The following is a 21,844-nucleotide window of genomic DNA, read 5'->3' as shown; positions in this document are numbered from 1 at the left end:
CCCCCAGAAAAGTTAACTTTATTTTTAAATGAATTAAACTTTTCTAATCTATAAAAACAGATAAAGATAGTCATTTAGGGATAATCCTCTCTTTACACAGCCTAGATCAAGGAAGTTATGTGATAATAAACACCACAGGTTTAAAAAAGAAGATACGCATGCAAAATTCATTTCGGGTCGGCCATGGATTCGACGTCCATGCCTTTACACAAGGCGCATACATTACCGGTGTTCGTATCCCTTACCACCAAGGGGTACGTGCACATTCAGATGGCGATGTCGTCATCCACGCGTTGGTGGATGCGTTGTTGGGCGCCAGTGCCTTAGGCGATATCGGGTCACACTTCCCGGATACTGACCCGCAATGGAAAAATTGTGCCAGCCGCATTTTTCTCGGAAAAAAACAAAGATCCGCGTACAGGAGACGGGCTATGTTATACAAAATGTAGATATTACTATATTAGCGGAAGCCCCTAAGCTCACACCCCACTATCCAGCCATGCGCAATATGCTGACTGAAATACTGTGTTTATCGGAAACTCAAGTCAGTATCAAAGCGACCACCACAGAACAACTTGGGTTTATTGGCCGCCAAGAAGGTATCGCTGCCACAGCGGTTGTACTGATCACAAAAGTTATGTCTTAAAGTTGGTGCCGAGAGTGGGACTCGAACCCACACGATGTCACCATCACCGGATTTTGAGTCCGGCGCGTCTACCAATTCCACCATCCCGGCAAGAGCTGCGCGCACAGTATAACAAACTCTTGTCTAGATAACAGAGGTAACTTTTTTACAGCTTCACCCACCATTGCCCAAAAAGATAATTGCATAGATCCGCATTCAGCTGGCTTGCAATCGATCGACGATTGCCTTATTGTCTTAGTTACGCTTTGAAAAATAATCTATAACTTACAGCACACTGATCTAGTTATAGTGAATTTATGTCTTTATTAGAGAACATTCTCCTCTAAAATGACTTTCAAAACATGATAAAAAAGGTAAAAAATGTATAATAATGATGCAGTTTTAGTTGAAAAACCTTCTTATACTTTGAGCAAAAAAAACAACTGTTTCTTGCGACCTTGATTTGTGCCTTAGGCGCAATGTTTTACATGTATGAGTTCATTTTACAAGTCTCGACGGCGGTGATGACGAATGAATTAATGAGTGACTTGCATCTCAATGCCGCAGAATTAGGTGCGATGACTGCTTTTTATTATTATGCTTACACACCGATGCAGTTACCCGCAGGCTTACTCTATGATCGTTTTGGGCCGCGTCTTTTACTGACGTTAGCGGTGTCTGTTTGTGCCTTGGGTGCGTTTCTCTTTGCGGCGACCAGCAATGTTTGGATGGCCTCAACGGGCCGTTTTTTGATGGGAATTGGCTCAGCGTTTTCGTTCATTGGCGCGTTACTTTTAGTCTCTCGTTGGTTTCCACCGCATTATTTTGCGTTACTCTGGGCTCGTTCAATTAATGAGCTCTTTAGGCGCCATTGCCGGCCAAGTCTCTTTAGCCTCCGCGATTCATCATTGGGGATGGCGACCCACACTCCATGGGCTTGCCTGGATGGGCACCTTACTCGGTCTGCTCATGTGGTTGATTGTTCGAAATAGCCCTACAACGATTTCACCAAATCTAAATACACCTCCTGCATCAAATCTCAATGAACTCCAACGTCTAAAAAAAGTCTGTAAAAATAAACAAACCTGGTTGATTGCACTTTACTCCTTTACCGTATGGGGGCCGATTACTGCTTTTGCGGCGCTATGGGGCATTCCGTTCCTCATGGTTAAATATGGCATCACGTTGGAAAGTGCCTCTAAAGCCAGTGCGATGATTTGGTTGGGGATTGGCTTAGGTAGCCCGTTTTTGGGCTGGTTGTCCGATAAAGTTCGTGCTCGGAACCTCCCGTTAAGTTCATCCGCCTTTTTAGGTATTGTCAGCCTACTTCTTGTGATTTATGCTCCACATTTATCCCTTGTCTCGCTCTATATTTTATTGTTTCTGTTTGGTTTATCGGCTTCTGGTCAAGCATTATCCTTTGGTGTGGTCAAAGATCATAATTCAACAACCACCGTCGGCACCGCTATTGGCTTTAATAATATGGCTGTGGTCGCTGGGGGTGCTTTATTTCAACCTTTAATCGGTATTTTGCTTTACTACTATTGGAACGGCGCTTTGCAAGCAGGCAAACCTTTCTATAGTGCCCTTGACTATCAAAAATCGTTTATCCTTCTGCCTATCTGTTTTATTTTGGCTTTTATTGTCAGCCAGTTTTTACTTCAAGAAACACATTGCCAACCGATCTCGGCTGAAGATCGACCGTCTTAATTGATTTAACTTTTTACATTTAGCCATTCCGATCACTTTTACGACTTACAATAAATAGATTATGACACAACCCCTTGCGACACAAAAACCGACCCTTCTTGCCGTTATATGTATTCTGGCTTCTTGCTTCTACATGTATGAGTTTATTTTACAAATTTCACCTGGCGTCATTACGCGCGAATTGACTCAAGACTTAGAGCTCGATGCAATTAGCTTAGGGACGATGGTCGCTTTTTATTATTACGCCTATACCCCGATGCAACTTCCCGCTGGTTTTTTATTTGATCGCTTTGGACCACGCCGCTTATTAACGGTTGCCGTATTGGCTTGTGCAACGGGAGCCCTGTTATTTGCCACCACAAACAATGTCATTACGGCTTCGATGGGCCGTTTTTTGATGGGTGGCGGATCGGCATTTTCTTTTATCGGGACATTGGTTTTGGTCTCACGTTGGTTTCCTGCGCGTTACTTTGCTTTTTTAACCGGCCTTGTTGAGCTCATGAGTTGTGTAGGGGCCATTATCGGCGAAAGACCCTTAACGGTCGCCGTGGCTCAGTGGGGATGGCGTCATACGATTTTAGGTCTTTCCGTGATTGGACTGATTCTTGCGCTGTTGATTTGGTTAATTGTACGAGATAGTCCTGAAGTCGTTTCAACGGGAAAACGCTTTCAATCGACCTCTCAAAAAACATTTAGACAAAATTTTAAACAAGTTGCACGAAATCCACAAACCTGGTTTGTCGCTTTGTATTCCTTTATGGTTTGGTCACCCATTACCGCTTTTGCCACATTATGGGGCGTTCCATTCCTCGTAGCGGCTTACGGGTTGAGCACTAAAGCGGCTGCAACAGCCAGTATGATGATTTGGGTGGCTATTGGTTTGGGTTGTCCACTCCTTGGGGTGGTGGTCGGACAAGGTCAACCGGCGTCGAACGCCGCTTAAATTTGCGGCCATGCTCGGAATCATTGGTTTAGTTCCATTACTTTACATTCCACATCTACCTTTGATACTGGTTTATGTATGCCTATTTTTATTTGGTTTAGCGGCATCCGGCCAGTCTCTTGCATTTGGAGTCGTTAAAGATAATAATCACAGCAGTGTCGCGGGTACAGCGATTGGAATTAATAATATGGCCACCGTTGCCGGTGGAACGATGTTTTTACCTGCGATTGGTTTTTTAATTCATTTTTACTGGCAAGGCGTATACAGCGCCAGTGATTTTCGTAAAGCATTGGTGATATTACCGCTTTGTTATGTCATTGCATTTATCATCGGTTGCTTCTTTATTAAAGAAACCTACTGTCAACAAACCCACAAAGATGTCTCGTAGTAAAAGTAGTGCGCGGTGGCTAAAACAGCACTTTAATGATCCATTTGTTAAACGAGCCCAACAAGAAGGGTTACGCTCGCGATCGGCTTATAAATTGTTGGAGTTGCAAGAAAAATATAAATTAATCAAACCCGGGATGACCGTTGTTGATTTAGGTGCGGCGCCTGGGGGCTGGTCACAAGTGGTGACCCGTTTTGTAGGGAAGTTAGGAAAAGTCTATGCACTCGATATTTTAGCCATGCCGGGACTACCCGATGTTGATTTTTTACAAGGTGATTTCCGAGAAGAATCGGTTTTGCACGCCTTGCTTGCTCGCATTCCAGAACAAAAAGCCGATCTAATTCTTTCGGATATGGCACCTAATTTAAGCGGGAATCGCAGTATTGATCAACCTCGTGCAATGTATTTAGCTGAGCTTGTATTGGATTTTGGGCAGCGCGTCTTAAAACCGAAAGGCGTTCTACTGATTAAAGCCTTTCAAGGCGCAGGATTTGAAGCCTATTTACAGTTATTACGACAAAACTTTCAAAGTGTCTCGATTCGTAAGCCAACAGCTTCACGTCAAGGCTCTGCCGAGGTCTATTTAATTGCGCGCGGCTATCGTCCTCCTTTTTAAGATCAAGGCATAAAGAATCGAATCATTGCCAATTTAGTATATAATGCTATTTTTCTATAAAACCATGAGGTAGTGTAGTTTGAACGACATGTTAAAAAATCTTTTTCTCTGGTTGATCATAGCCGTCATCCTGATATCGGTGTTTAATAACCTCGAGCCTCGTCGGGCCAGTGGCGAACGCTTAACTTACTCCGAGTTTTTACATAATGTTCAACAAGGGAATGTTCAATCGGTCACGATTCAGAGTAATCAGGTGATCAAGGGTCAATTACAAAGTGAAAAATCTTTTACAAGCTACATGCCGATTCCTGACCAATATTTACTCCCTGAACTGTTGAAGAAAGGAGTCAATGTAAAAGGTGAGCCTCCGCAACAAGAAAGTTTCTTAATGCGTATTTTCATCAATTGGTTCCCGATGCTCCTCTTAATTGGTGTTTGGATCTTTTTCATGCGCCAAATGGGCGGCGCTGGTGGAAAAGGTGCCCTATCTTTTGGTCGTAGCCGTGCTCGATTATTAGGTGAAGATCAAGTCAAAGTCACTTTTGCAGACGTGGCCGGGGCAGAAGAAGCCAAAGAAGAAGTCAGTGAACTGGTCGATTTCTTAAAAGATCCCGCTAAATTCCAAAAGCTGGGTGGCAAAATTCCACGTGGCGTATTATTAATGGGACCTCCGGGAACGGGTAAAACGTTATTAGCGCGTGCCGTCGCTGGGGAAGCAAAAGTTCCCTTTTTTACTATCTCAGGTTCTGATTTTGTCGAAATGTTTGTCGGTGTTGGGGCCTCTCGTGTTCGAGATATGTTTGAGCAAGCCAAAAAACAAGCACCTTGCATTATTTTCATTGATGAAATTGACGCTGTCGGTCGACATCGTGGTGCCGGTTTAGGTGGCGGTCACGATGAACGTGAACAAACGTTAAACCAATTATTAGTTGAGATGGATGGTTTTGAAGGCAACGAAGGCGTCATTGTCATGGCGGCGACGAATCGTCCGGATGTGTTGGATCCAGCGCTATTACGGCCAGGTCGTTTTGATCGGCAAGTGATTGTGGGCTTGCCGGATATTCGAGGTCGTGAACAAATTGCCGATCTTGCCAATTTGGTTAATGAAGCCGCGTTGTTTGCTGCACGAGAAAATAAAGCGACCGTAGACATGAGTGACTTAGAAAAAGCCAAAGATAAAGTCATGATGGGTACTGAAAGACGATCGATGGTAATGAGCGAAAAAGAAAAAAATTAACGGCTTATCACGAAGCCGGTCACGCAATAGTGGGTCGTTTAGTTCCTGAACATGATCCGGTTTATAAAGTCACTATTATTCCTCGTGGTCGAGCGTTGGGCGTGACGATGTTTCTCCCAGAAGAAGATCGCTATAGCTATACAAAACAACGTTTAGAAAGCCAAATTGCCAGTTTATTTGGTGGGCGTATTGCCGAAAACTTAATTTTTGGTCCTGAGCAAGTCACCACTGGCGCTTCAAATGATATCCAACGTGCAACCGAAATCGCACGAAATATGATTACCAAGTGGGGATTATCTGAACGCTTAGGTCCTTTGTCTTACAGCCAAGAAAATGATGAAGTCTTTTTAGGTCATCAAATTGGTAAAGGAAATAAATTTTCTGACGATACCGCTCATTTAATTGATGAAGAAAGTCGCTCCATTATTGAACGTAATTATCAACTGGCGGAGACGCTTCTGCGTGAAAATATCAATAAGTTACATTTAATGGCGGATGCACTCATCAAGTATGAAACAATCGACTCCCAGCAAATTGACGATATCATGAGTGGAAAACCACCTCGTACGCCTCCAGGTTGGACACAACACCATAGTGGATCCGATTCAGACAATAAAGAAAATTCAATTTCTTCGTCAACAACGCATACAGATGAAACATCGCACGGTGACGAAGGTTCAACCACGACAAGCTAAATTTTATTAGGCGTTTTGCTCATGTCTGAAACTCGACGCTATTTTGGAACGGATGGTATCCGTGGCCGAGTGGGTACGCATCCGATTACCCCGGAATTTGTTTTAAAACTGGGATGGGCAGTCGGACGTATTTTACAAAAAAGGAAACAGCCTTTTTTGATTGGTAAAGATACCCGCATCTCCGGATATATGCTCGAGTCTGCGCTGGAAGCGGGATTATCTGCTTCGGGAAGTGACTGCTATCTTTTAGGCCCGATGCCAACGCCTGCGATCGCTTATTTAACATCGGCTTTGCAAGCCAGCGGAAGATAATGGAATTAAGTTTTTTAGTGCTCAAGGAACAAAATTAGCCGATAATCTTGAATATGCGATAGAACAACAACTTAATGAACCGCTCATTACAGTTGGGTCTGCGCAGTTAGGAAAGGCGCATCGTGTAGAAGAAGCGAAAGCACGCTACCTTGCTTTTTGTCGGTCGACGTTTCCGAAAAATAAGACGCTGGAAGGATTGCATATTGTTTTAGATTGTGCCCATGGGGCCACGTATCAAATCGCACCGCAACTCTTCTCTGAACTCGGGGCAACGCTTACCCTATTAGGGGTCCAACCGAATGGCACTAATATTAATCTCGATTGTGGTTCGACACATTTAAGCCTCCTCCAAAAAACGGTCGTAGCGAAAAAGGCCCATTTGGGCATTGCGTTTGATGGAGATGGTGACCGCGTTCTAATGGTTGACCATCTTGGAGAGATGGTCGATGGGGATGAGTTAGTATTCTTACTCGCGCAAGCGGGTGTCGAGAACGGTGACGTCCGCGGTGGTGTAGTAGGAACATTAATGAGTAATTTAGGTCTTGAGCAGGCCATAAAACAACTCGGTTTAGACTTTATTCGAACTGCCGTAGGCGATCGATATGTCAATGAGTGCCTACACAGTACAGGTTGGCAGCTGGGTGGTGAAGCTTCTGGGCACATCATCCTTCGTGACAAACTCACAACGGGTGATGGAATTGTGATTGCTTTGCAAATACTCGCGATATTGAGTACAACCCACCAAACACTCCATCAAGCAAAAAAAGACATGCGTAAGTTTCCACAAACGTTAATCAATGTGGCCATGTCTAATCCAACCGCTGTTTTTGAAACGGCGCTTGTACAAAATGCCATTCAATCGATAGAAAAAACATTGGGCAATCAAGGTCGACTCGTGGTACGTCCCTCCGGTACTGAACCAGTTGTTCGTGTCATGGTGGAAGCACGCGATGAAGAAACTACTCAAAAACTCGCAAACTCTTTAGCTTGTGTGCTGCGTAACGTCAATTCAGCCTAATTTTTTAAAAAAATTTAAAAAACAATCAATATTTAATTTAGAAATAAATATTTATTCTTAAAAAATACTGCTATTTTTATAATTAACTACTATAATTTTAATCATTAATAAAAATAATGATAAGATTTTTATACCTAGTTTAAAAAAGAGTATGATAAGTATATTTTTCTATCTTCAAGTTCTAAGAAGAAAAGTATCTCTATTTCTAGACCTATACTTTCCTCAGAACTTTCTGAAGATCAACAAAAACATATGAAGAAAAATATCACTTTATTAAAAACTTGCAATCAAGCAATAGTTAAAGAATTAAGTAAAGATACTGATAATTCAATTTTATTTGAAGACCTTACTAGATGAATAACAAGACTTATAAATAACCTATGAAGAAAACAGAACAGTCTATCATTTTAGAGAGCAGCGTACTTTAATAAAAAATCGTTATCCACTACACATGTCAGAGTGATCAAAAAGTCTCGAAAAAAACATGCTATATCATTCATCATACACTTTATAAAATATGAAGACTCGATATAAAATTAAATCAATTTTTTTAATTTATATGATAATTAAAAAAATAGCTACGAAAAATTATATATAATAATAGAAATAAGCGCGTCACTATTCTCACAAAAAATTTGGTGCATAATCTCTAAGAATAGAGTTGCATAAAGGTGGTTAGAAAGTAAACTCTGCCACGCGTACTTGCCATATCCTCGTCTTCCACTACAATTTACGGCGTGATACTTTCCTTATCAACGCATACATATCGCCTGCTCTTCGATTTCGAATTGATTTCGCTATACGCTTCTTTTGTCTCATTAAACGAATTAAGTGTTAGCTCAGCCTTCAATACATCTTAATTACAAGCATTTGAAATTGCTGTTACTTACTTCACTTTTTGCTTACGACATCTACTAAGTTATTAATCTTATATACACTGCCCTAATATAATATCTACTAAAGATAGATATTATATTCAGAAACTGATAGAATTTTAATTCTTTACTTGCAATAAAAATAGTGGTAAAAAATCAAGAAGAATATCAAAGAAACCTATAGAAAATAGCATTAAATATCTTTTCCATAGACATAGTCGAAAAAAAATTTTGATTTCTTCACCTATTCAGAAGAAAGATAATACAAACTCTATTTCTTACTCTCAAAGTCCTATAGCTAATCTGAGTAAGCGCCAAAAATTAATTCTTAGTGAAAATTTTATTACATTGCTCGAAGACATCACCTCTGTTATTGATAAAAAAGGCTTTCAAGTTCAATCTTTGGTACACAAACTAAATAGTAAAGATGGACTATTTAGAACCCTAACTACGCGGCTCCAACTAGCAGAAAAAGCAAATGATCCTGTTTTGAAGCGAATTGCTTCATATCTTTCTAATGATTTTTTAAGATTAAATCAAGAAGATACTATAAAAATTGTTAATTTAGGTGACCAAAGATTTTATCAAGATAAATTAGGCAGCTTAACAAGCAAAAACATTAAAAGAAAAATTATTCGAAGCGCTTAATGAGTTAAAAAATCTCGTTCAGAATAATTTATCCCCCTCCGAAACACCGATTAATTCCCAAACACGACAACCTAAAATGGGGGCTTCGGCAATAAAACAAGCAAACGTTATCCCTCTTGCCTTTTTAATAAACCAGCTCAACAAAAAAACCACCGCAAATGGGAATTTCGATACATGATCGATATAATAAAGAACAAGAAAGTATCAATCTTCCGTCTATTGATGCAAACTAAAAAAGTATATTGATTCACCAACAAAATAAGAGCTTAAAAATCTAGATTCATTTGTCTCTGCACAACGTTCGAAGTCTTCTATTAATGAGTCTAGACAAAAATCTGATTTATCTCTTGCTCACCAAAGTTCAAATCCGAACCTTTCTCCAACCCACCACTCTGCACAAGGGGAGTATCTCATCTCTCTTAACTTACTCAGTATGGGTTCTCCTAGGAGAAAGAAGATTGATTCCAAAGGGGTCACATAAACAATGTTATATTTAATGTGTGACCTCTATTCAGATATAATTTTTTTTGGAGGTATTTTTTCTAAGTCAACATGTAGATTTCCTTCAATTCACTTGCCAAAACGCTCGATACCGTTGCCGATAAGTTTCAATCGCTGGCTTTTTTTGAGCGCTCAGTTTTAGAGTTATCGCACCGTCAACCGCTGTGTCATAACACTTTACTGATCGTTGTCGATAACGTTCAACAACTTGTGGGTGGGGATGATGGTAACGATTATGATAACCTGTCGAAAAGAGTGCTATTTTTGGTTTTATTAAATCAAGAAAGGCTTCGCTAGAAGAAGTTTTACTCCCGTGATGGGGAACCACTAAGATATCTGCTACCAATTGTTTCGGCAATGTCCGCACTAACGTCTGCTCAGCACCGTATTCAATATCCCCGGTTAATAAAATACGATGTCCTTGACTCGTTATTTTCAACACACATGAACTTTCATTTCCCCAATAAGCGGCATGGGAGGGAGGATGTAACATTTGAAAATCAACCCCATCCCAGTGCCAATGCATTCCTTGCTGACAAAACTTTGCACCTTGAAGAAATTTATTTGGAACACTGGTCAATATCTTATTTACTTTGGCGTAGGCAAGCAGACTTTTTGCACCGCCACTGTGATCATCATCACCATGACTAACGATTAACGTATCTACTTCGTTAATTTTTTTTGTTGTAAAAAGGGAAGCAATACGGCACGTCCCGTGTCTATCCCACGACTCGGCCCGGTATCATAAATCAATTGATGATGCGCCGTTTGAATGACTGTCGCCAATCCTTGTCCAACGTCCAAAATATGGAGCCAAATTTCACCCGATTGGGGTCCTTTAGGTTGCCAATAAAAAAGTGGTAATAGCAAAAAAAAACTGAAAAAACGTCCCGGTACACCTGAAGGTGCGCACAATAAAATTAAACTAAGAAGACTGACGATTAAAATAAAAGGACTCGCTATCACCGTATGATATTGTAAGGCAGACAAACTATTTAAATAATCTAAAAACTGACCAAAGTAAAGCCAATATTTTTTCAGCACACAGTAATAATGTTTTACCTGTCGATGCATGCAATAAAGTTAAAAAGCTACCGATTAAACTTATCGGTAAAATGATAAAACCGACGACCGGAATGGCGAGCAAATTTGCAGGGAAACTGACCCAGGAAACTTGCTGAAAAAATAACAATGAAAATGGCAATAAACCAAGACCCACATTCATTTGGATACGAACAGATGCTCGCCAATCTGTTCGTAGACGTAATCGACCCAAAACACCGTAGAGAATCAATACCACCGCACCAAATGATAGCCAAAAACTGGCAGATAACACAGAAAAAGGGGCAAGGAGCAGTATAATGCCTAATGCGCTGTAAAGCGCATGTCCATAACTGAGATGGCGACGTAAGAGTTTAGCTAGAAGTCCTATCCACAACATACAAAGTGCACGTTGTACGGGTAAAGCCCAACCAGACAAAGCACTATAAAAAATAGCGAACAGACCACTGAGCGCCGCGGCAATTTGGCCATTTGGTAGCAGCCGATGGCATCCAGCGCCAACTGGTCTGGATCAGCCAATAAACCATGCCCGCCATAAACGCTAAATGTAACCCAGAGATTGCAAAAAGATGGTTAGTTCCTGTACCACGCATGACTTGCCATTGTTCAGAAGTAATTTGATAACGAATTCCGGTAGTCAGCGCAGTGATTAAACCAATAAAAGAAGAACCCTGCAAACTCGTTTGGACATTCCTAGTTAACCGGGCACGAGCGGGTCAATCAACGAATAAGGCGCTTGGGCTAAGCGTGTTCCCTTCAGAACATAACCTACCGCCTGAATGTTCTTCTGAAATAAATCTGCCTCGCGATCGAAACTACCAGGTGTCCAAAAACCACGTCCTGACTTTAAAAGAACTAAGAATTGATAATGCTCTCCTTTTTTCAAATTAGGCAAAGCTTGTTTTCGAGAATGAAAAGATTGCCAGCTTAGCCGAACACGTAACGGTAGTTTTAAATTCGTTACGTTTTGTACGTGATCAATCAAGAAAGTAAACTGAACTTTAGAATCGCGATATTCAGGAAATGTCTCTACTTGGCCGATCACGTGTAGCGTTTGATTTTCTAACGCGGCTGGTAAACGATGACTTAATTGATATTGTGCAACACACAATGCCCAACTTGCACCAAAACTGGCGGCAAGTAAAAAAGCAGGGATTATTCCAATGATGCTTGATTTATAATAAAGAGTGCACAGAATAATCAAGCTACCACTAAAAAGCAGGCAAGTTATCGACACAGGAGGCAGTACAGCACAGCGAGTGATGGCCATCACTCCAAAAAGAAAACCCAGCGTCCATCGGGCCATAGATTGATTATTATTTTATATGCGATGCAATACAGTACCCAAAATAGGTTATTCTGTAAAAAGCAAAGCGCACAAATCAGATCAATTGACTTATGCGCTTTGCTAACACTATCAATTTAGAGAGGTATATTTTGAAAATAATGAATAAGCCACATCACTGCCGCGGCGACTAACGCGGCAGCAGGAATCGTTAAAAACCAAGCCCAAACAATACGACGAACAATTTGCCACTGCGTACCCAACCATTTGTTCGTCGTGCCTGCGCCTAAAATTGCCCCGGTTACGGTATGCGTTGTCGAAACCGGAATCCCCATGTCCGTTGCTGCAAATAAAGTCAGCGCAGCGCCCGTGGCGGCGCAACTGCCGCTCACGAGTGTCAAGCGCGTTAATTTAGTCCCCATGGTGTTAATAATACGCCATCCCCCCATCAAGGTACCCAGTCCCATCACAAAGTTACACGAAATGACGACCCAAAATGGAACATAAAATTGTCCATTTAATAAACCCGTTGAAAATAAGAGTATTGCTATAATTCCCATCGTTTTTTGAGCATCATTCCCACCATGGCCTAGACTTAATAACGCTCCTGCCAAAAGCTGAACACGCTTCGCCCAACGCTCGGTTTTTTCAGAATGAACCCCTTTTAAAAAACGGTTTGATGCATTAATCAACATCCAACTCATCAGTAAACCAAGCAGTGGTGACAAAACAATCGCAATTAATACCGGTAACAAACCGTGCCAATTGAGAATGCCCCCCCCCCCAGCCACTAAAGCGGCACCGACGAGTCCACCTATCAGACCATGAGAGGAACTAGAAGGTAAACCAAAGTACCACGTCAAAAGATTCCAGGTGATAGCGCCCATCAATGCTGCAAAAATTAAATACGGGGTCACTATATGGGGCTCAATTAAGCCCGAGCCAATCGTCGTTGCAACATTCAAGTGAAAGAATAAAAAAGCAATAAAATTAAAAAAAGCCGCCCAAAGTACAGCGGTAAACGGTTTTAATACTTTCGTTGCAATTAAAATTGCGACCGAATTGGCTGCATCGTGAAACCCATTAATGAAATCAAATGTAAACGCTAAAAAAATAACAAAAAAGATGAATGCGTAGGTGCTAGTCATAGGAAGCGCTTCCATCCCCTAAGTGGTGGTTGAATACACAACGTGCACCACGTTGGCACGCCAAACCAAACAACATAAAGTGTTTCTATTTTTCTGAGTTTAGTGGCTTTTTTAAAGTCATTCATTTATTTTGTACCTGACTAGGGGAGCTGATATTGTTCATACTTTGAATCGTTCAGACTTTCTACTTTAAAACATAATTATCCCACAAAGAGAACTCAGCGCTATGTTATCCTTAACTCCACTGCTAGAGCAACTGATTGCTTGTCCTTCTGTCACGCCAGTCGATGCAGGCTGTCAAAGACTCCTTACGGATCAACTGACTCGTTTAGGTTTCGAAATTGAACACTTCCCTTTTGGTAATGTCAATAATTTTTGGGCAAAGCGAGGAAAAACCGCGCCTTTGTTTATTTTTGCAGGGCATACCGACGTCGTCCCCCCCGGCCCACTCGATCAATGGAACTCGCCGCCTTTTGTTGCTACAGAAAAAGAAGGCTTGCTTTACGGCCGTGGCAGCGCGGATATGAAAGTTCTGGATCGTTAGCCTGGTTAATTACGAGCGATGAAGAAGGTCCGGGTATCGATGGAACAGCTAAAGTGATTGAAGCACTCAAGGCCCGTGGCGAAAAAATCGACTATTGCTTGGTTGGAGAACCGACCTCCACTCGTGTCTTGGGCGATACGTTAAAAGTCGGTCGTCGTGGTTCACTGTCAGGCCACCTTCAGATTTATGGACGACAAAGTCATATTGCTTATACCCTAAAAGATGAAAATCCAATTCACGCCACCATGAAAATATTTGCTGAAGCACTCGATACGGATTGGGACAACAATCAACACGTGGCGAATTTTCAATCGACTAGCTTTCAACTTTCTAATCAGCACGCTGGAACAGGCGCCACCAATGTCGTACCCGGTCATTCAGAAACACGATTCAATTTTCGATATTCTCCTGTTACTACGGCAGAAAGCATTCAAGCTCAATTTGAACATCTGATTCGAAAACAAACCCTAAAAAACATGGCTTAGAATATGAATTAACTTGGCAGCATGGTGGTAAACCGTTTATGAGTGTTGCAGGAAAACTACGCCAGAATACGGCATTGGCTATTGAAGAAATCGTGGGTATTACACCTCAGTTTTCAACGTCAGGCGGCGTATCGGATGCGCGTTTTATCGCCGCAACTGGAGCGGAAGTGATTGAGTTAGGGCCAATTAATCAAAGTATTCATCAAATTAATGAGCACGTTTCTCTAAAAGATTTAGAGACCCTTACCCATCTTTACGCCACTCTTTTAAAAAAAGATATTGATATAACCAGCGACTACGATCCAGTAATTATCAATAAGCAAAAAAAAAAGCCGCTTTAAAAAAGCGGCTTTTTAATCATGGAGTAGCTTATGCAAGAAATTGCGAATGCGCTAACCATGACGGATCGGGATAATAAGCGACAACCAACGTGCCTCTAGAAATTGTCTGAATTAAAGGTCCTGACACCTTTGGACTGACCGCAAAACAACCCCAACTTCGACCTAAACGTCCGTGCTGAGCGGCATATTGCGCAGTCGCATAGTTTGCGCTATGGAACACGATATCACGAGCTTGTGCTTTATCATTAAAACCTTTGTCTAAGCCTTTGATACGCAAAGAATAACCATGTTTCCCACTGTACGTATTTTCAGTTAAATACACACCTAAACTTGAAGTCAAACTTCCCGATTGATCCGAAAAAACTCGGGCGTAGTTATCACCACTATTCTGACCATGTGCAACATAGGTATTTAAAATCACGGTATCCTTTTTTAGGTCCAAAACCCATAATCGTTTCGCCGTTGAAGGTTGAGTGTAATCAACGATGGTTAAAATCCCTTTTTGATCCAAACCCTTTTGGCGTGCTTTATTATAAGCTTCCAAGCCAACCTGAAGCGCTTTTGGGCTCAATCCAGGTGTTTTACCTCGGAATTGATCCAGCGTATTTTGTAGTCCTATATTATTACTTGGACTCGCATTGACGGCTGCTGTAAAAACGCTTCCTAATAAAAAACCTAAAACCGTTAGTTTATTTTTCAAAATCATTTTTCCTCCCCTTCTCTTCATTTGAATGAAGCAAAGATGAGTCGATTATAACAAAAAATGACTTGAAAAAAGGCTGATTTCTTAAGATAAGCCTACACAAAGGCTTACATGCTAAGCATAAAATCTATAAATGTAAGTTTTTTTACTACAAAATTGATATGAGCCTGACAATTAAATTATAAAAATTGAGGGGGAAAAAGATAACACAATACCTGTTTGCATAAAACAGCTAACATACACCTATCTACGCTGCACAATAAATACAATAAACTTATTTCTACACACAAACGACCTATAAGGGCTTCCAAACCGACTTTTCTTATAGGTCGTTATTGCTCATCCAATAAAAAAATTTATTTCATTGCTTTTCGAGGACGACCACGACGGTGAGCTGTAATGCTTGCTTTTTTCGCCATACTCAAATTGAACGATGAAACTGGCTTTGAGATACGAGCCTTACTCATTAACATACGCTGGGAAGCTTTAGAAAGCTTTTTAGCGACTTTTGCTTTCGCCGCAGCCAGTGCCTTGTAATGAGCATCCATTTTTTTACGCTCAATTTTGACAATTTTTTCCAGAGCTTTTTGATAACCTTCTTGGCTCGCTATTTTCAATCTGGTTCGAAAATCTGATTTCAGAAGCGCGATTTTTGAGCGTAATGATTTTTGTATCAGTCGTGCATTTTCAGACGCTTTACTGCGCTGTTGTTTTTTTGCATCACTGAGGGGCGGACGACCGCGTTTCTTTTTTGTTTGCATTGTATTTTCTATCATAATTCTAAATTTCCTTTTGTTGAAGAGAAGTGAAACCTATCTAAATTCCACCTATAATAATGGTGACGTCCTTATTTGTTTTAAAGTGAAAATAAAAAATATTTTTACTTCTTTGTTCATTATATATTAATTAAATAAAGTTCTTCAACTTTTCTCTGCTAAAATCACGTAAATAAAAGAATAAAAAATTATCTTTGCTCTAAATCTAGATAATTTCGCTTTGTTTTGCCGATATATAATTGACGAGGTCGTGAAATCCGGCGTTTTGGATCAGCAATCATTTCTTCCCAATGTGAAACCCAACCTACCGTACGCGCTAATGCAAAAATAACAGTAAACATGTTGGTTGGAATCCCGATCGCACTTAATGTAATTCCGGAATAAAAATCAACGTTCGGATACAATTTTTTCTCAATAAAATAAGGGTCTTCTAATGCAATTTTTTCAAGCGCCAACGCAATTTTAAAAATCGGAGCATCTTTTTGACCGGTTTCTTCTAACACAGCGTGACAAGTTTCTTTCATTACTTTCGCTCTGGGATCTGACCAAAGCCCATTAAACGAAATGGATCTTGAGGATTTTTCGCTTTTTCAATATATGATTTAATTTGAGAAACATCACCAATTTGATGCAACATATTCAAACACGCTTCATTGGCACCGCCATGCGCCGGCCCCCACAACGCAGCAATCCCCGCAGAAATACATGCATACGGATTCGCACCCGTCGATCCGGCCAAACGAACGGTTGAAGTCGATGCATTTTGTTCGTGATCGGCATGCAAAATAAAAATTTTATCTAATGCGCGCGCAAGCACTTTATTCGGGCTCTTTTCTTCAGTCGGCACGCCAAATAGCATATGTAAGAAATTCTCAGCATAACTGAGTTCATTGCGTGGGTACATAAAAGGCAAGCCGATTGAATAGCGATAACACATCGCCGCTAACGTTGGCATTTTGGCAATTAAACGCATTGCCGCCAAATGACGGTGTTCGGCATGATTGATATCGAGTGATTCATGATAAAAAGCGGATAAAGCTCCCACAACCCCGACCATAATCGCCATCGGATGCGCATCACGCCGAAATCCATTAAAAAAGTGGCGTAATTGCTCATGAACCAAGGTGTGGCTATTAATCTGTTTACTAAATCCCTCTTTTTCACTCTGCGTGGGCAATTCACCTTGCAACAGTAAAATAACCACGGTAAAGCAATTGGCCCTTTTCCCCGTCAATAAAGGTAATTTTAGAAACGCAAGCTGCCGTTGATAAAAATCCCGGGTCAAACGAATAAATACCCTGTTTTGTGAGCTGAGTGACATCCACTACGTCCGGGCCCAAAGTAGCCTTATGAATCGGTAAGGAAACAGAAGCCGCATTTGGCATAGACAAAACCGCGGCAGTGGGACACTCGTTTTCAAGTGTCGGCGTTGTAGTACTGGGTCATAATAGCCTCTAAGTTATAAATGGATACGCGTTAGCTACACTAACCCAAGCCAAAGAATTATTTTTTAAAGGCTGGATTATACAGTAGAGCTAGCAGGTTGGGTTGTTTTTCTAAACAATCCATCGAAATTTTCTAGATGGGCTGCTTATTTTTGTGGTAGATTAGCGGCATTGTGCAAACTATTCAATACTTAACTGTCTTCGCTGAGCAAGCGGGACAACGTCTAGACAATTATTTAGTCTCGCGGTTAAAAGGCTTACCAAAAAGTCGTCTTTATCGAATCATTCGCAAAGGCGAACTACGCGTTAATAAAAAACGGGTCAAGGTCGATTATCGCCTCCAGGAAAATGACATTATTCGTATTCCACCCCTGCGCCTTGCGGCGCCTCCTGAAAAACCAGTTTTGCATAAACGTTTCGCGGAAAATTTAAAAGCGTCCATTCTGTTTGAAAATAAAGATTTTTTAGTCTTAGATAAGCCCAGCGGTATCGCTGTCCACGGTGGGAGTGGTGTGCAATTAGGCGTTATCGAAGCTTTACGTACTTTGTACCCCCAACAAAAATATTTAGAATTAGCACATCGTCTTGATCGAGAAACCTCTGGCTGTTTATTAATTGCAAAAAAAAGCAGTATTTTAAAAGAGCTCCATCATCTTTTACGCGAAGGCCAAATGACAAAAATATATACGACCTTAGTTTGCGGGCATTGGCCTAAACTTAAAAAAAAGATTTAAAAATCAATTAAAATCTGGGGAACGTTTAGTATTCGTGAATCCACGCGGTAAAGCGAGCCTAACTGAATTTCGACCTATCCAATATTTCTCAAAAGTCACGCTCATTGAAGCGCTGCCGGTTTCCGGCCGCACACACCAAATACGGGTTCATGCTCAATATGCTGGACATCCGATTATCGGAGACGATAAGTATGGTGACAAAACGATGAATAAAGCCATACAACACTTAGGTTGCGCGCGATTATTTTTACATGCCAGCCGTTTACATTTTCCAAATCGCTAGTAGATTGTCTCACTCAGCTCGATCATCTCTCTTAAAACATTTAAATTTTTACTTGTTTTTTATTTTATAATTTTCAGTACGCATCTTAATAAAAACAAGTAAAATATTATTTATTTTAAATAGTAAAATTAATTTACACTATTTATTTAAAAAAATAATAATTGCTATTTCGAGTTATTTTTTATATTATTTATATATAATAATCTTGTCATAATAAACCAAGAACAGGGAGTTCTCAATGAAAGAAATAAATCTTATTCCGAGTGAAGCCGCTTCAATTATTCGTACCTGCACTCAAGCCTTCTTCGATGATCATGAAATTCCACTTAATATAATGGCATCCCAAAATAATGATGAAAAAACGACTTGCCGTGATGCAGTTAGCGAATTATCCACTCGCTTGCAAGAAGAACTGTGTAGCAATCCATTAGTGCTAGTGAAGGAAAAAAATCCTTTTACTTTAGGGAAAACCATGTTTAATCCAGCCATCGAACAAATGGGCTGTGATGTAGCCAGTGCTCTATTAACCCAACCTTTTACACTTATACAAAAAGAAGCCTGTAATCTAACTCAAACAACTTCCACGCCAAATAAAATAGTTTCTGTTATCGAGTTTATTGGTCAACGATGTCAAGTAACTGTGTCTATGACAACAAGACAAAAAATTGTGGCTTGTTATCCTACCTATAATGTCTCCGCCACGGAGGAAACGATTCAGCAAGATTTAAATGAAACCACTGAACAGTGTCAACAGGTCATGCAAGCGCTTCCCTATAGCGAAAAATTAAAATTATGTGACGCCATTGATTCGGCACTCGTTAAAGAAATCCCACAAGAAAAAATCTTGCAACTCATCGATTTTTCAAAAAAAAATAATCCGGTTTCTTCATCTACGACCACACAAACACCCGAAGAAAAACAAACACAGCAGAAAAAAATCATCATTTCTGTGGATAAAATATTTATAGGAGAACGCATCATTGAACGAACAGCTTGTGAAAATCTACAACGAGCCGAGTTTCCTCTAGAGAAAAATAAACCGCTTTTTATCCAAATTGAAAGAGCTTGTTTTCCTCCCTATGCCTTTCCATTGAGCACAAAAAGACCGCAAATTGCGGTAGATGATTCCTATTTCGAACAATGTCAATCCTTTGTGCGATCACTGCCAACAAAAGATAAGCAATATCTCTGTGCAGCAGATCTCAGAACCACTTTTGCACAATATTGTCGTTCCCCTTTCTTTACAAAAACAAGTTATGACATTCTTGTAGGCTGTCAAGATACAATACAACCCGCAGAAGAAAATTTAGCGCCAGTACTGCAAGAAATTGCTGCAGCAAATAGCCGTAGAGGGCTTATTGGGGACGATTCAAGCCAACACGAACGTATCAGTCGAAATCCGATTTTATCGGCTTTTGCATTAAAAGAAGATCATTCTATAAACCAAATTTTACCGGCTTTTGTATTAAAAGAAGATCATTCTATAAACCAATTGTCTGGGCGGCACGCGCTACCCGCCCTAAATAACCCAGAGAACGGAGCTCCGAACAGTTCAGTCACCCACACGGCCATACCCGCTACTTTAACGGTGATAGGGTCTGTCGGCTTACTTGCAGCAGGGGTGGCTACTTACTTCTTTAAATCTTCGTTCGGTCGGGCAAAAAGTGACGTGCAAAATGATCCGCAAAATGATCCGCTCTATACACAAGAAACTTCCAGTTCACCCGATGTGTACACCCCCAAAGTATAAGTAACTCGGTTTATCGTGTTCACTAAGAGGCAATTTAATCGGGTTGCCTTTTAGTTTTGAATTGTGACAGTATCTATTGTCTAATACGAAAAACGCTCCATCATCACAATTCATTCTCAAGGTACAATCACATGTCTAAAGCAAAGCGCGTTTATGTTTGTCAATCTTGTGGAGGCCAATTTTTGCAATGGTCCGGGCAATGTGGTGGCTGTCAAGTGTGGAATACGTTAATCGAAGAGTCCAGGCATGCTCCCCAAGTTCAAGGTGCTTCAGCAAGACTAAGTGGTTATGCCGCCGCCGCAAATCATTCTACTGTCACGTCGCTTTCAGCCATTTCATTTAATGAAATTACTCGCTTTTCTTCAACCGTAACCGAGTTAGATCGTGTTTTAGGTGGTGGGATTGTCCCAGGCTCTGTCATTCTCATGGGCGGAGATCCCGGGATTGGGAAATCGACTCTTTTATTACAAAGCTTGTGTCAATTGAGTGAACAACACGCTGTCCTTTATATTACCGGTGAAGAATCATTACAACAAATTGCTTTGCGTGCCAAACGTCTTGGCCTAAAACCAGATAAGCTGCGCTTACTTGCCGAAACATGTGTTGAAAATATTCTCGCCCATACTTTACAAGAAAAACCACACGTTTTAGTGATCGACTCCATTCAAACGGTTTGCACTGAAACGCTTCAGTCTGCACCCGGTGCAGTCGCACAAGTGCGAGAAAGTGCCATGCAACTTACGCGGCTTGCCAAGCAAGCAGGAATTGCCATTTTTTTAGTTGGCCATGTAACAAAAGATGGTACGCTCGCAGGTCCACGGGTTTTAGAACATATGGTCGATACCGTTTTATATTTTGAAGGTGATACAGATAGTCGCCATCGCTTAATTCGTTCCGTCAAAAATCGTTTTGGGGCAGTTAATGAACTCGGTGTATTTGTAATGACGGAAAAAGGGTTACGTGAAGTAGCAAATCCTTCCGCAATGTTGTTGTCGCGCTCTGAAACCAATGTCCCAGGAAGTTTAATCACTGCTATTTGGCAAGGAAGCCGCCCTTTATTAGTCGAAGTTCAAGCCTTAGTCGCAAACAGCCACTTAGGTACTCCCCGACGAGTGGCGGTAGGTTTAGAAAATAATCGTTTAGCGATGTTATTGGCGGTGTTACAACGTCATGCTGGAATTATTACTTACGATCAAGATATCTTTATTAATATTGTCGGCGGCATTCGCTTATTAGAAACCAGCGGCGATTTACCGACACTCCTTGCTATTTTGTCCAGCTTGCAGAATCAGCCTATTCGCTATGATTGCCTTGCCTTTGGCGAGGTAGGCTTATCTGGAGAAATTCGCCCCGTCCCTCATGGTCAAGAACGTCTTCGTGATGCCACAAAACATGGTTTTAACCATGCGATTATTGCCAAAGCCAATGTAGGGAAACAAATTCCTACCCAAATGAATATATTTGCCGTTTCTCATCTCTCTGAAGCATTAGAAACGATTAAAATGTTGAATTCTCAGAAAAACATAACTGTCACATAAAATACAGAATAATAAAATAAAGCATGATACTACTTTTTATAAATTAAATTTCCATTTTTTTAATCGATTACAATTATTTTTAGAATGTATTTTAATAAAAAATTAATGAAATAGAACACGTTGTCGACCATCTAAATACGCTATTTTTTAATTATTAAAAATAATAATATACTTTTTATATA

The 21,844-nt window shown here is 40.6% G+C and carries 21 protein-coding genes, 1 tRNA gene and 5 pseudogenes; 16 read left to right on the top strand and 11 right to left on the bottom strand.

Translation table 11 applies throughout. The features are described 5' to 3' along the window. Positions 1 to 158 precede the first annotated feature (158 nt). Positions 159 to 449 (top strand): 2-C-methyl-D-erythritol 2,4-cyclodiphosphate synthase, encoded by a 291-nt coding sequence (locus S3O_RS19725; protein ID WP_010598358.1) that lies wholly within the window; start codon positions 159 to 161, stop codon positions 447 to 449. Further along, the gene (locus S3O_RS19720) at positions 365 to 646 is read left to right on the top strand and encodes a 2-C-methyl-D-erythritol 2,4-cyclodiphosphate synthase (protein WP_268869445.1); all 282 of its coding nucleotides are present in this window, start codon (positions 365 to 367) and stop codon (positions 644 to 646) included. Before S3O_RS19725 ends, S3O_RS19720 begins: the two co-directional genes overlap by 85 nt. Positions 647 to 649: 3 nt before the next feature. Here S3O_RS19720 and S3O_RS0106905 read toward each other — a convergent pair. Beyond that, a tRNA-Leu gene (locus S3O_RS0106905) sits at positions 650 to 736 on the bottom strand. A gap of 368 nt (positions 737 to 1,104) precedes the next feature. On the opposite strand from S3O_RS0106905, the pseudogene S3O_RS19715 reads away from it, so the two are divergent. From S3O_RS19715 to S3O_RS0106875, 8 genes and pseudogenes are all read left to right on the top strand, one after another. Continuing rightward, a pseudogene (locus S3O_RS19715) lies at positions 1,105 to 1,392 on the top strand (MFS transporter); the annotation flags it as partial. Positions 1,393 to 1,477: 85 nt separating this feature from the next. Further along, on the top strand, positions 1,478 to 2,335 hold the full coding sequence (locus S3O_RS15655; protein ID WP_083827699.1) for an MFS transporter: 858 nt from the start codon (positions 1,478 to 1,480) through the stop codon (positions 2,333 to 2,335). 61 nt (positions 2,336 to 2,396) lie between these two features. Beyond that, the gene (locus tag S3O_RS14210; RefSeq protein ID WP_010598356.1) at positions 2,397 to 3,278 is read left to right on the top strand and encodes an MFS transporter; all 882 of its coding nucleotides are present in this window, start codon (positions 2,397 to 2,399) and stop codon (positions 3,276 to 3,278) included. Further along, positions 3,232 to 3,666, top strand: a complete 435-nt coding sequence (locus S3O_RS18910) for an MFS transporter (RefSeq protein ID WP_235776211.1) — start codon at positions 3,232 to 3,234, stop codon at positions 3,664 to 3,666. Before S3O_RS14210 ends, S3O_RS18910 begins: the two co-directional genes overlap by 47 nt. After that, complete coding sequence (gene rlmE, locus S3O_RS0106890) at positions 3,656 to 4,282, top strand: 23S rRNA (uridine(2552)-2'-O)-methyltransferase RlmE (RefSeq protein WP_010598354.1); 627 nt, start codon at positions 3,656 to 3,658, stop codon at positions 4,280 to 4,282. The genes S3O_RS18910 and rlmE overlap by 11 nt, the downstream gene beginning before the upstream one ends. A gap of 88 nt (positions 4,283 to 4,370) precedes the next feature. After that, a pseudogene (locus S3O_RS18905) lies at positions 4,371 to 6,214 on the top strand (ATP-dependent metallopeptidase FtsH/Yme1/Tma family protein). A gap of 21 nt (positions 6,215 to 6,235) precedes the next feature. Further along, positions 6,236 to 7,544, top strand: a pseudogene (gene glmM, locus S3O_RS20120) (phosphoglucosamine mutase). 1,106 nt (positions 7,545 to 8,650) lie between these two features. Then, positions 8,651 to 9,067 carry a hypothetical protein gene (locus tag S3O_RS0106875; RefSeq protein WP_010598349.1) on the top strand — a complete coding sequence of 139 codons (417 nt, stop codon included), beginning with the start codon at positions 8,651 to 8,653 and terminating at the stop codon, positions 9,065 to 9,067. A gap of 18 nt (positions 9,068 to 9,085) precedes the next feature. Here the strand turns inward: S3O_RS0106875 and S3O_RS19710 are convergent, their stop codons facing one another. From S3O_RS19710 to S3O_RS0106845, 7 genes are all read right to left on the bottom strand, one after another. After that, positions 9,086 to 9,211, bottom strand: coding sequence for a hypothetical protein (locus tag S3O_RS19710; protein WP_268869444.1), 126 nt, complete (start codon positions 9,209 to 9,211; stop codon positions 9,086 to 9,088). A gap of 421 nt (positions 9,212 to 9,632) precedes the next feature. Next, on the bottom strand, positions 9,633 to 10,223 hold the full coding sequence (locus tag S3O_RS15650) for a ComEC/Rec2 family competence protein (protein ID WP_235776233.1): 591 nt from the start codon (positions 10,221 to 10,223) through the stop codon (positions 9,633 to 9,635). 8 nt (positions 10,224 to 10,231) lie between these two features. Further along, on the bottom strand, positions 10,232 to 10,558 hold the full coding sequence (locus tag S3O_RS15645) for a hypothetical protein (RefSeq protein WP_156792807.1): 327 nt from the start codon (positions 10,556 to 10,558) through the stop codon (positions 10,232 to 10,234). 1 nt (position 10,559) lies between these two features. Then, the gene (locus tag S3O_RS15640) at positions 10,560 to 11,063 is read right to left on the bottom strand and encodes a ComEC/Rec2 family competence protein (protein ID WP_268869460.1); all 504 of its coding nucleotides are present in this window, start codon (positions 11,061 to 11,063) and stop codon (positions 10,560 to 10,562) included. Beyond that, a complete protein-coding gene (locus tag S3O_RS19705; RefSeq protein ID WP_010598345.1) occupies positions 11,053 to 11,307 on the bottom strand; it encodes a ComEC/Rec2 family competence protein in 255 nt (84 codons plus the stop codon). The genes S3O_RS15640 and S3O_RS19705 overlap by 11 nt, the downstream gene beginning before the upstream one ends. 20 nt (positions 11,308 to 11,327) lie before the next feature. Further along, the gene (locus S3O_RS15630) at positions 11,328 to 11,936 is read right to left on the bottom strand and encodes a ComEC/Rec2 family competence protein (protein WP_010598344.1); all 609 of its coding nucleotides are present in this window, start codon (positions 11,934 to 11,936) and stop codon (positions 11,328 to 11,330) included. Positions 11,937 to 12,052: 116 nt separating this feature from the next. Continuing rightward, on the bottom strand, positions 12,053 to 13,063 hold the full coding sequence (locus S3O_RS0106845) for an inorganic phosphate transporter (protein ID WP_010598343.1): 1,011 nt from the start codon (positions 13,061 to 13,063) through the stop codon (positions 12,053 to 12,055). Positions 13,064 to 13,289: 226 nt separating this feature from the next. Here S3O_RS0106845 and S3O_RS14190 point away from each other — a divergent pair. Further along, positions 13,290 to 14,092, top strand: a pseudogene (locus tag S3O_RS14190) (M20/M25/M40 family metallo-hydrolase). A 38-nt stretch (positions 14,093 to 14,130) separates the two neighbouring features. After that, positions 14,131 to 14,433 carry a M20/M25/M40 family metallo-hydrolase gene (locus tag S3O_RS18890; protein ID WP_010598340.1) on the top strand — a complete coding sequence of 101 codons (303 nt, stop codon included), beginning with the start codon at positions 14,131 to 14,133 and terminating at the stop codon, positions 14,431 to 14,433. A gap of 28 nt (positions 14,434 to 14,461) precedes the next feature. Here S3O_RS18890 and S3O_RS0106835 read toward each other — a convergent pair whose 3' ends face one another. From S3O_RS0106835 to gltA, 3 genes and pseudogenes are all read right to left on the bottom strand, one after another. After that, on the bottom strand, positions 14,462 to 15,139 hold the full coding sequence (locus S3O_RS0106835; RefSeq protein WP_010598339.1) for a murein L,D-transpeptidase catalytic domain family protein: 678 nt from the start codon (positions 15,137 to 15,139) through the stop codon (positions 14,462 to 14,464). Between the two features lie 353 nt (positions 15,140 to 15,492). Then, entirely contained in the window at positions 15,493 to 15,912 is a 420-nt protein-coding gene (locus S3O_RS0106830; RefSeq protein ID WP_010598338.1) for a hypothetical protein, read from the bottom strand. A gap of 188 nt (positions 15,913 to 16,100) precedes the next feature. Further along, a pseudogene (gene gltA, locus S3O_RS14185) lies at positions 16,101 to 17,297 on the bottom strand (citrate synthase). Between the two features lie 233 nt (positions 17,298 to 17,530). On the opposite strand from gltA, the gene S3O_RS14180 reads away from it, so the two are divergent. From S3O_RS14180 to radA, 4 genes are all read left to right on the top strand, one after another. After that, on the top strand, positions 17,531 to 18,091 hold the full coding sequence (locus tag S3O_RS14180; RefSeq protein ID WP_010598334.1) for a pseudouridine synthase: 561 nt from the start codon (positions 17,531 to 17,533) through the stop codon (positions 18,089 to 18,091). 34 nt (positions 18,092 to 18,125) lie between these two features. Then, a complete protein-coding gene (locus tag S3O_RS19700) occupies positions 18,126 to 18,374 on the top strand; it encodes a pseudouridine synthase (protein ID WP_010598333.1) in 249 nt (82 codons plus the stop codon). Positions 18,375 to 18,612: 238 nt separating this feature from the next. Continuing rightward, on the top strand, positions 18,613 to 20,124 hold the full coding sequence (locus tag S3O_RS0106815; RefSeq protein ID WP_010598332.1) for a hypothetical protein: 1,512 nt from the start codon (positions 18,613 to 18,615) through the stop codon (positions 20,122 to 20,124). Positions 20,125 to 20,255: 131 nt separating this feature from the next. Beyond that, positions 20,256 to 21,662 carry a DNA repair protein RadA gene (gene radA, locus S3O_RS0106810; protein WP_010598331.1) on the top strand — a complete coding sequence of 469 codons (1,407 nt, stop codon included), beginning with the start codon at positions 20,256 to 20,258 and terminating at the stop codon, positions 21,660 to 21,662. The last annotated feature ends 182 nt before the right edge of the window (positions 21,663 to 21,844 follow it).

This window comes from Rickettsiella massiliensis 20B (assembly GCF_000257395.1).
Lineage (GTDB): Bacteria > Pseudomonadota > Gammaproteobacteria > Diplorickettsiales > Diplorickettsiaceae > Diplorickettsia > Diplorickettsia massiliensis.
Note: the sequence above shows the minus strand (reverse complement) of the source record. Positions and strands in the feature narration are given on the sequence as shown.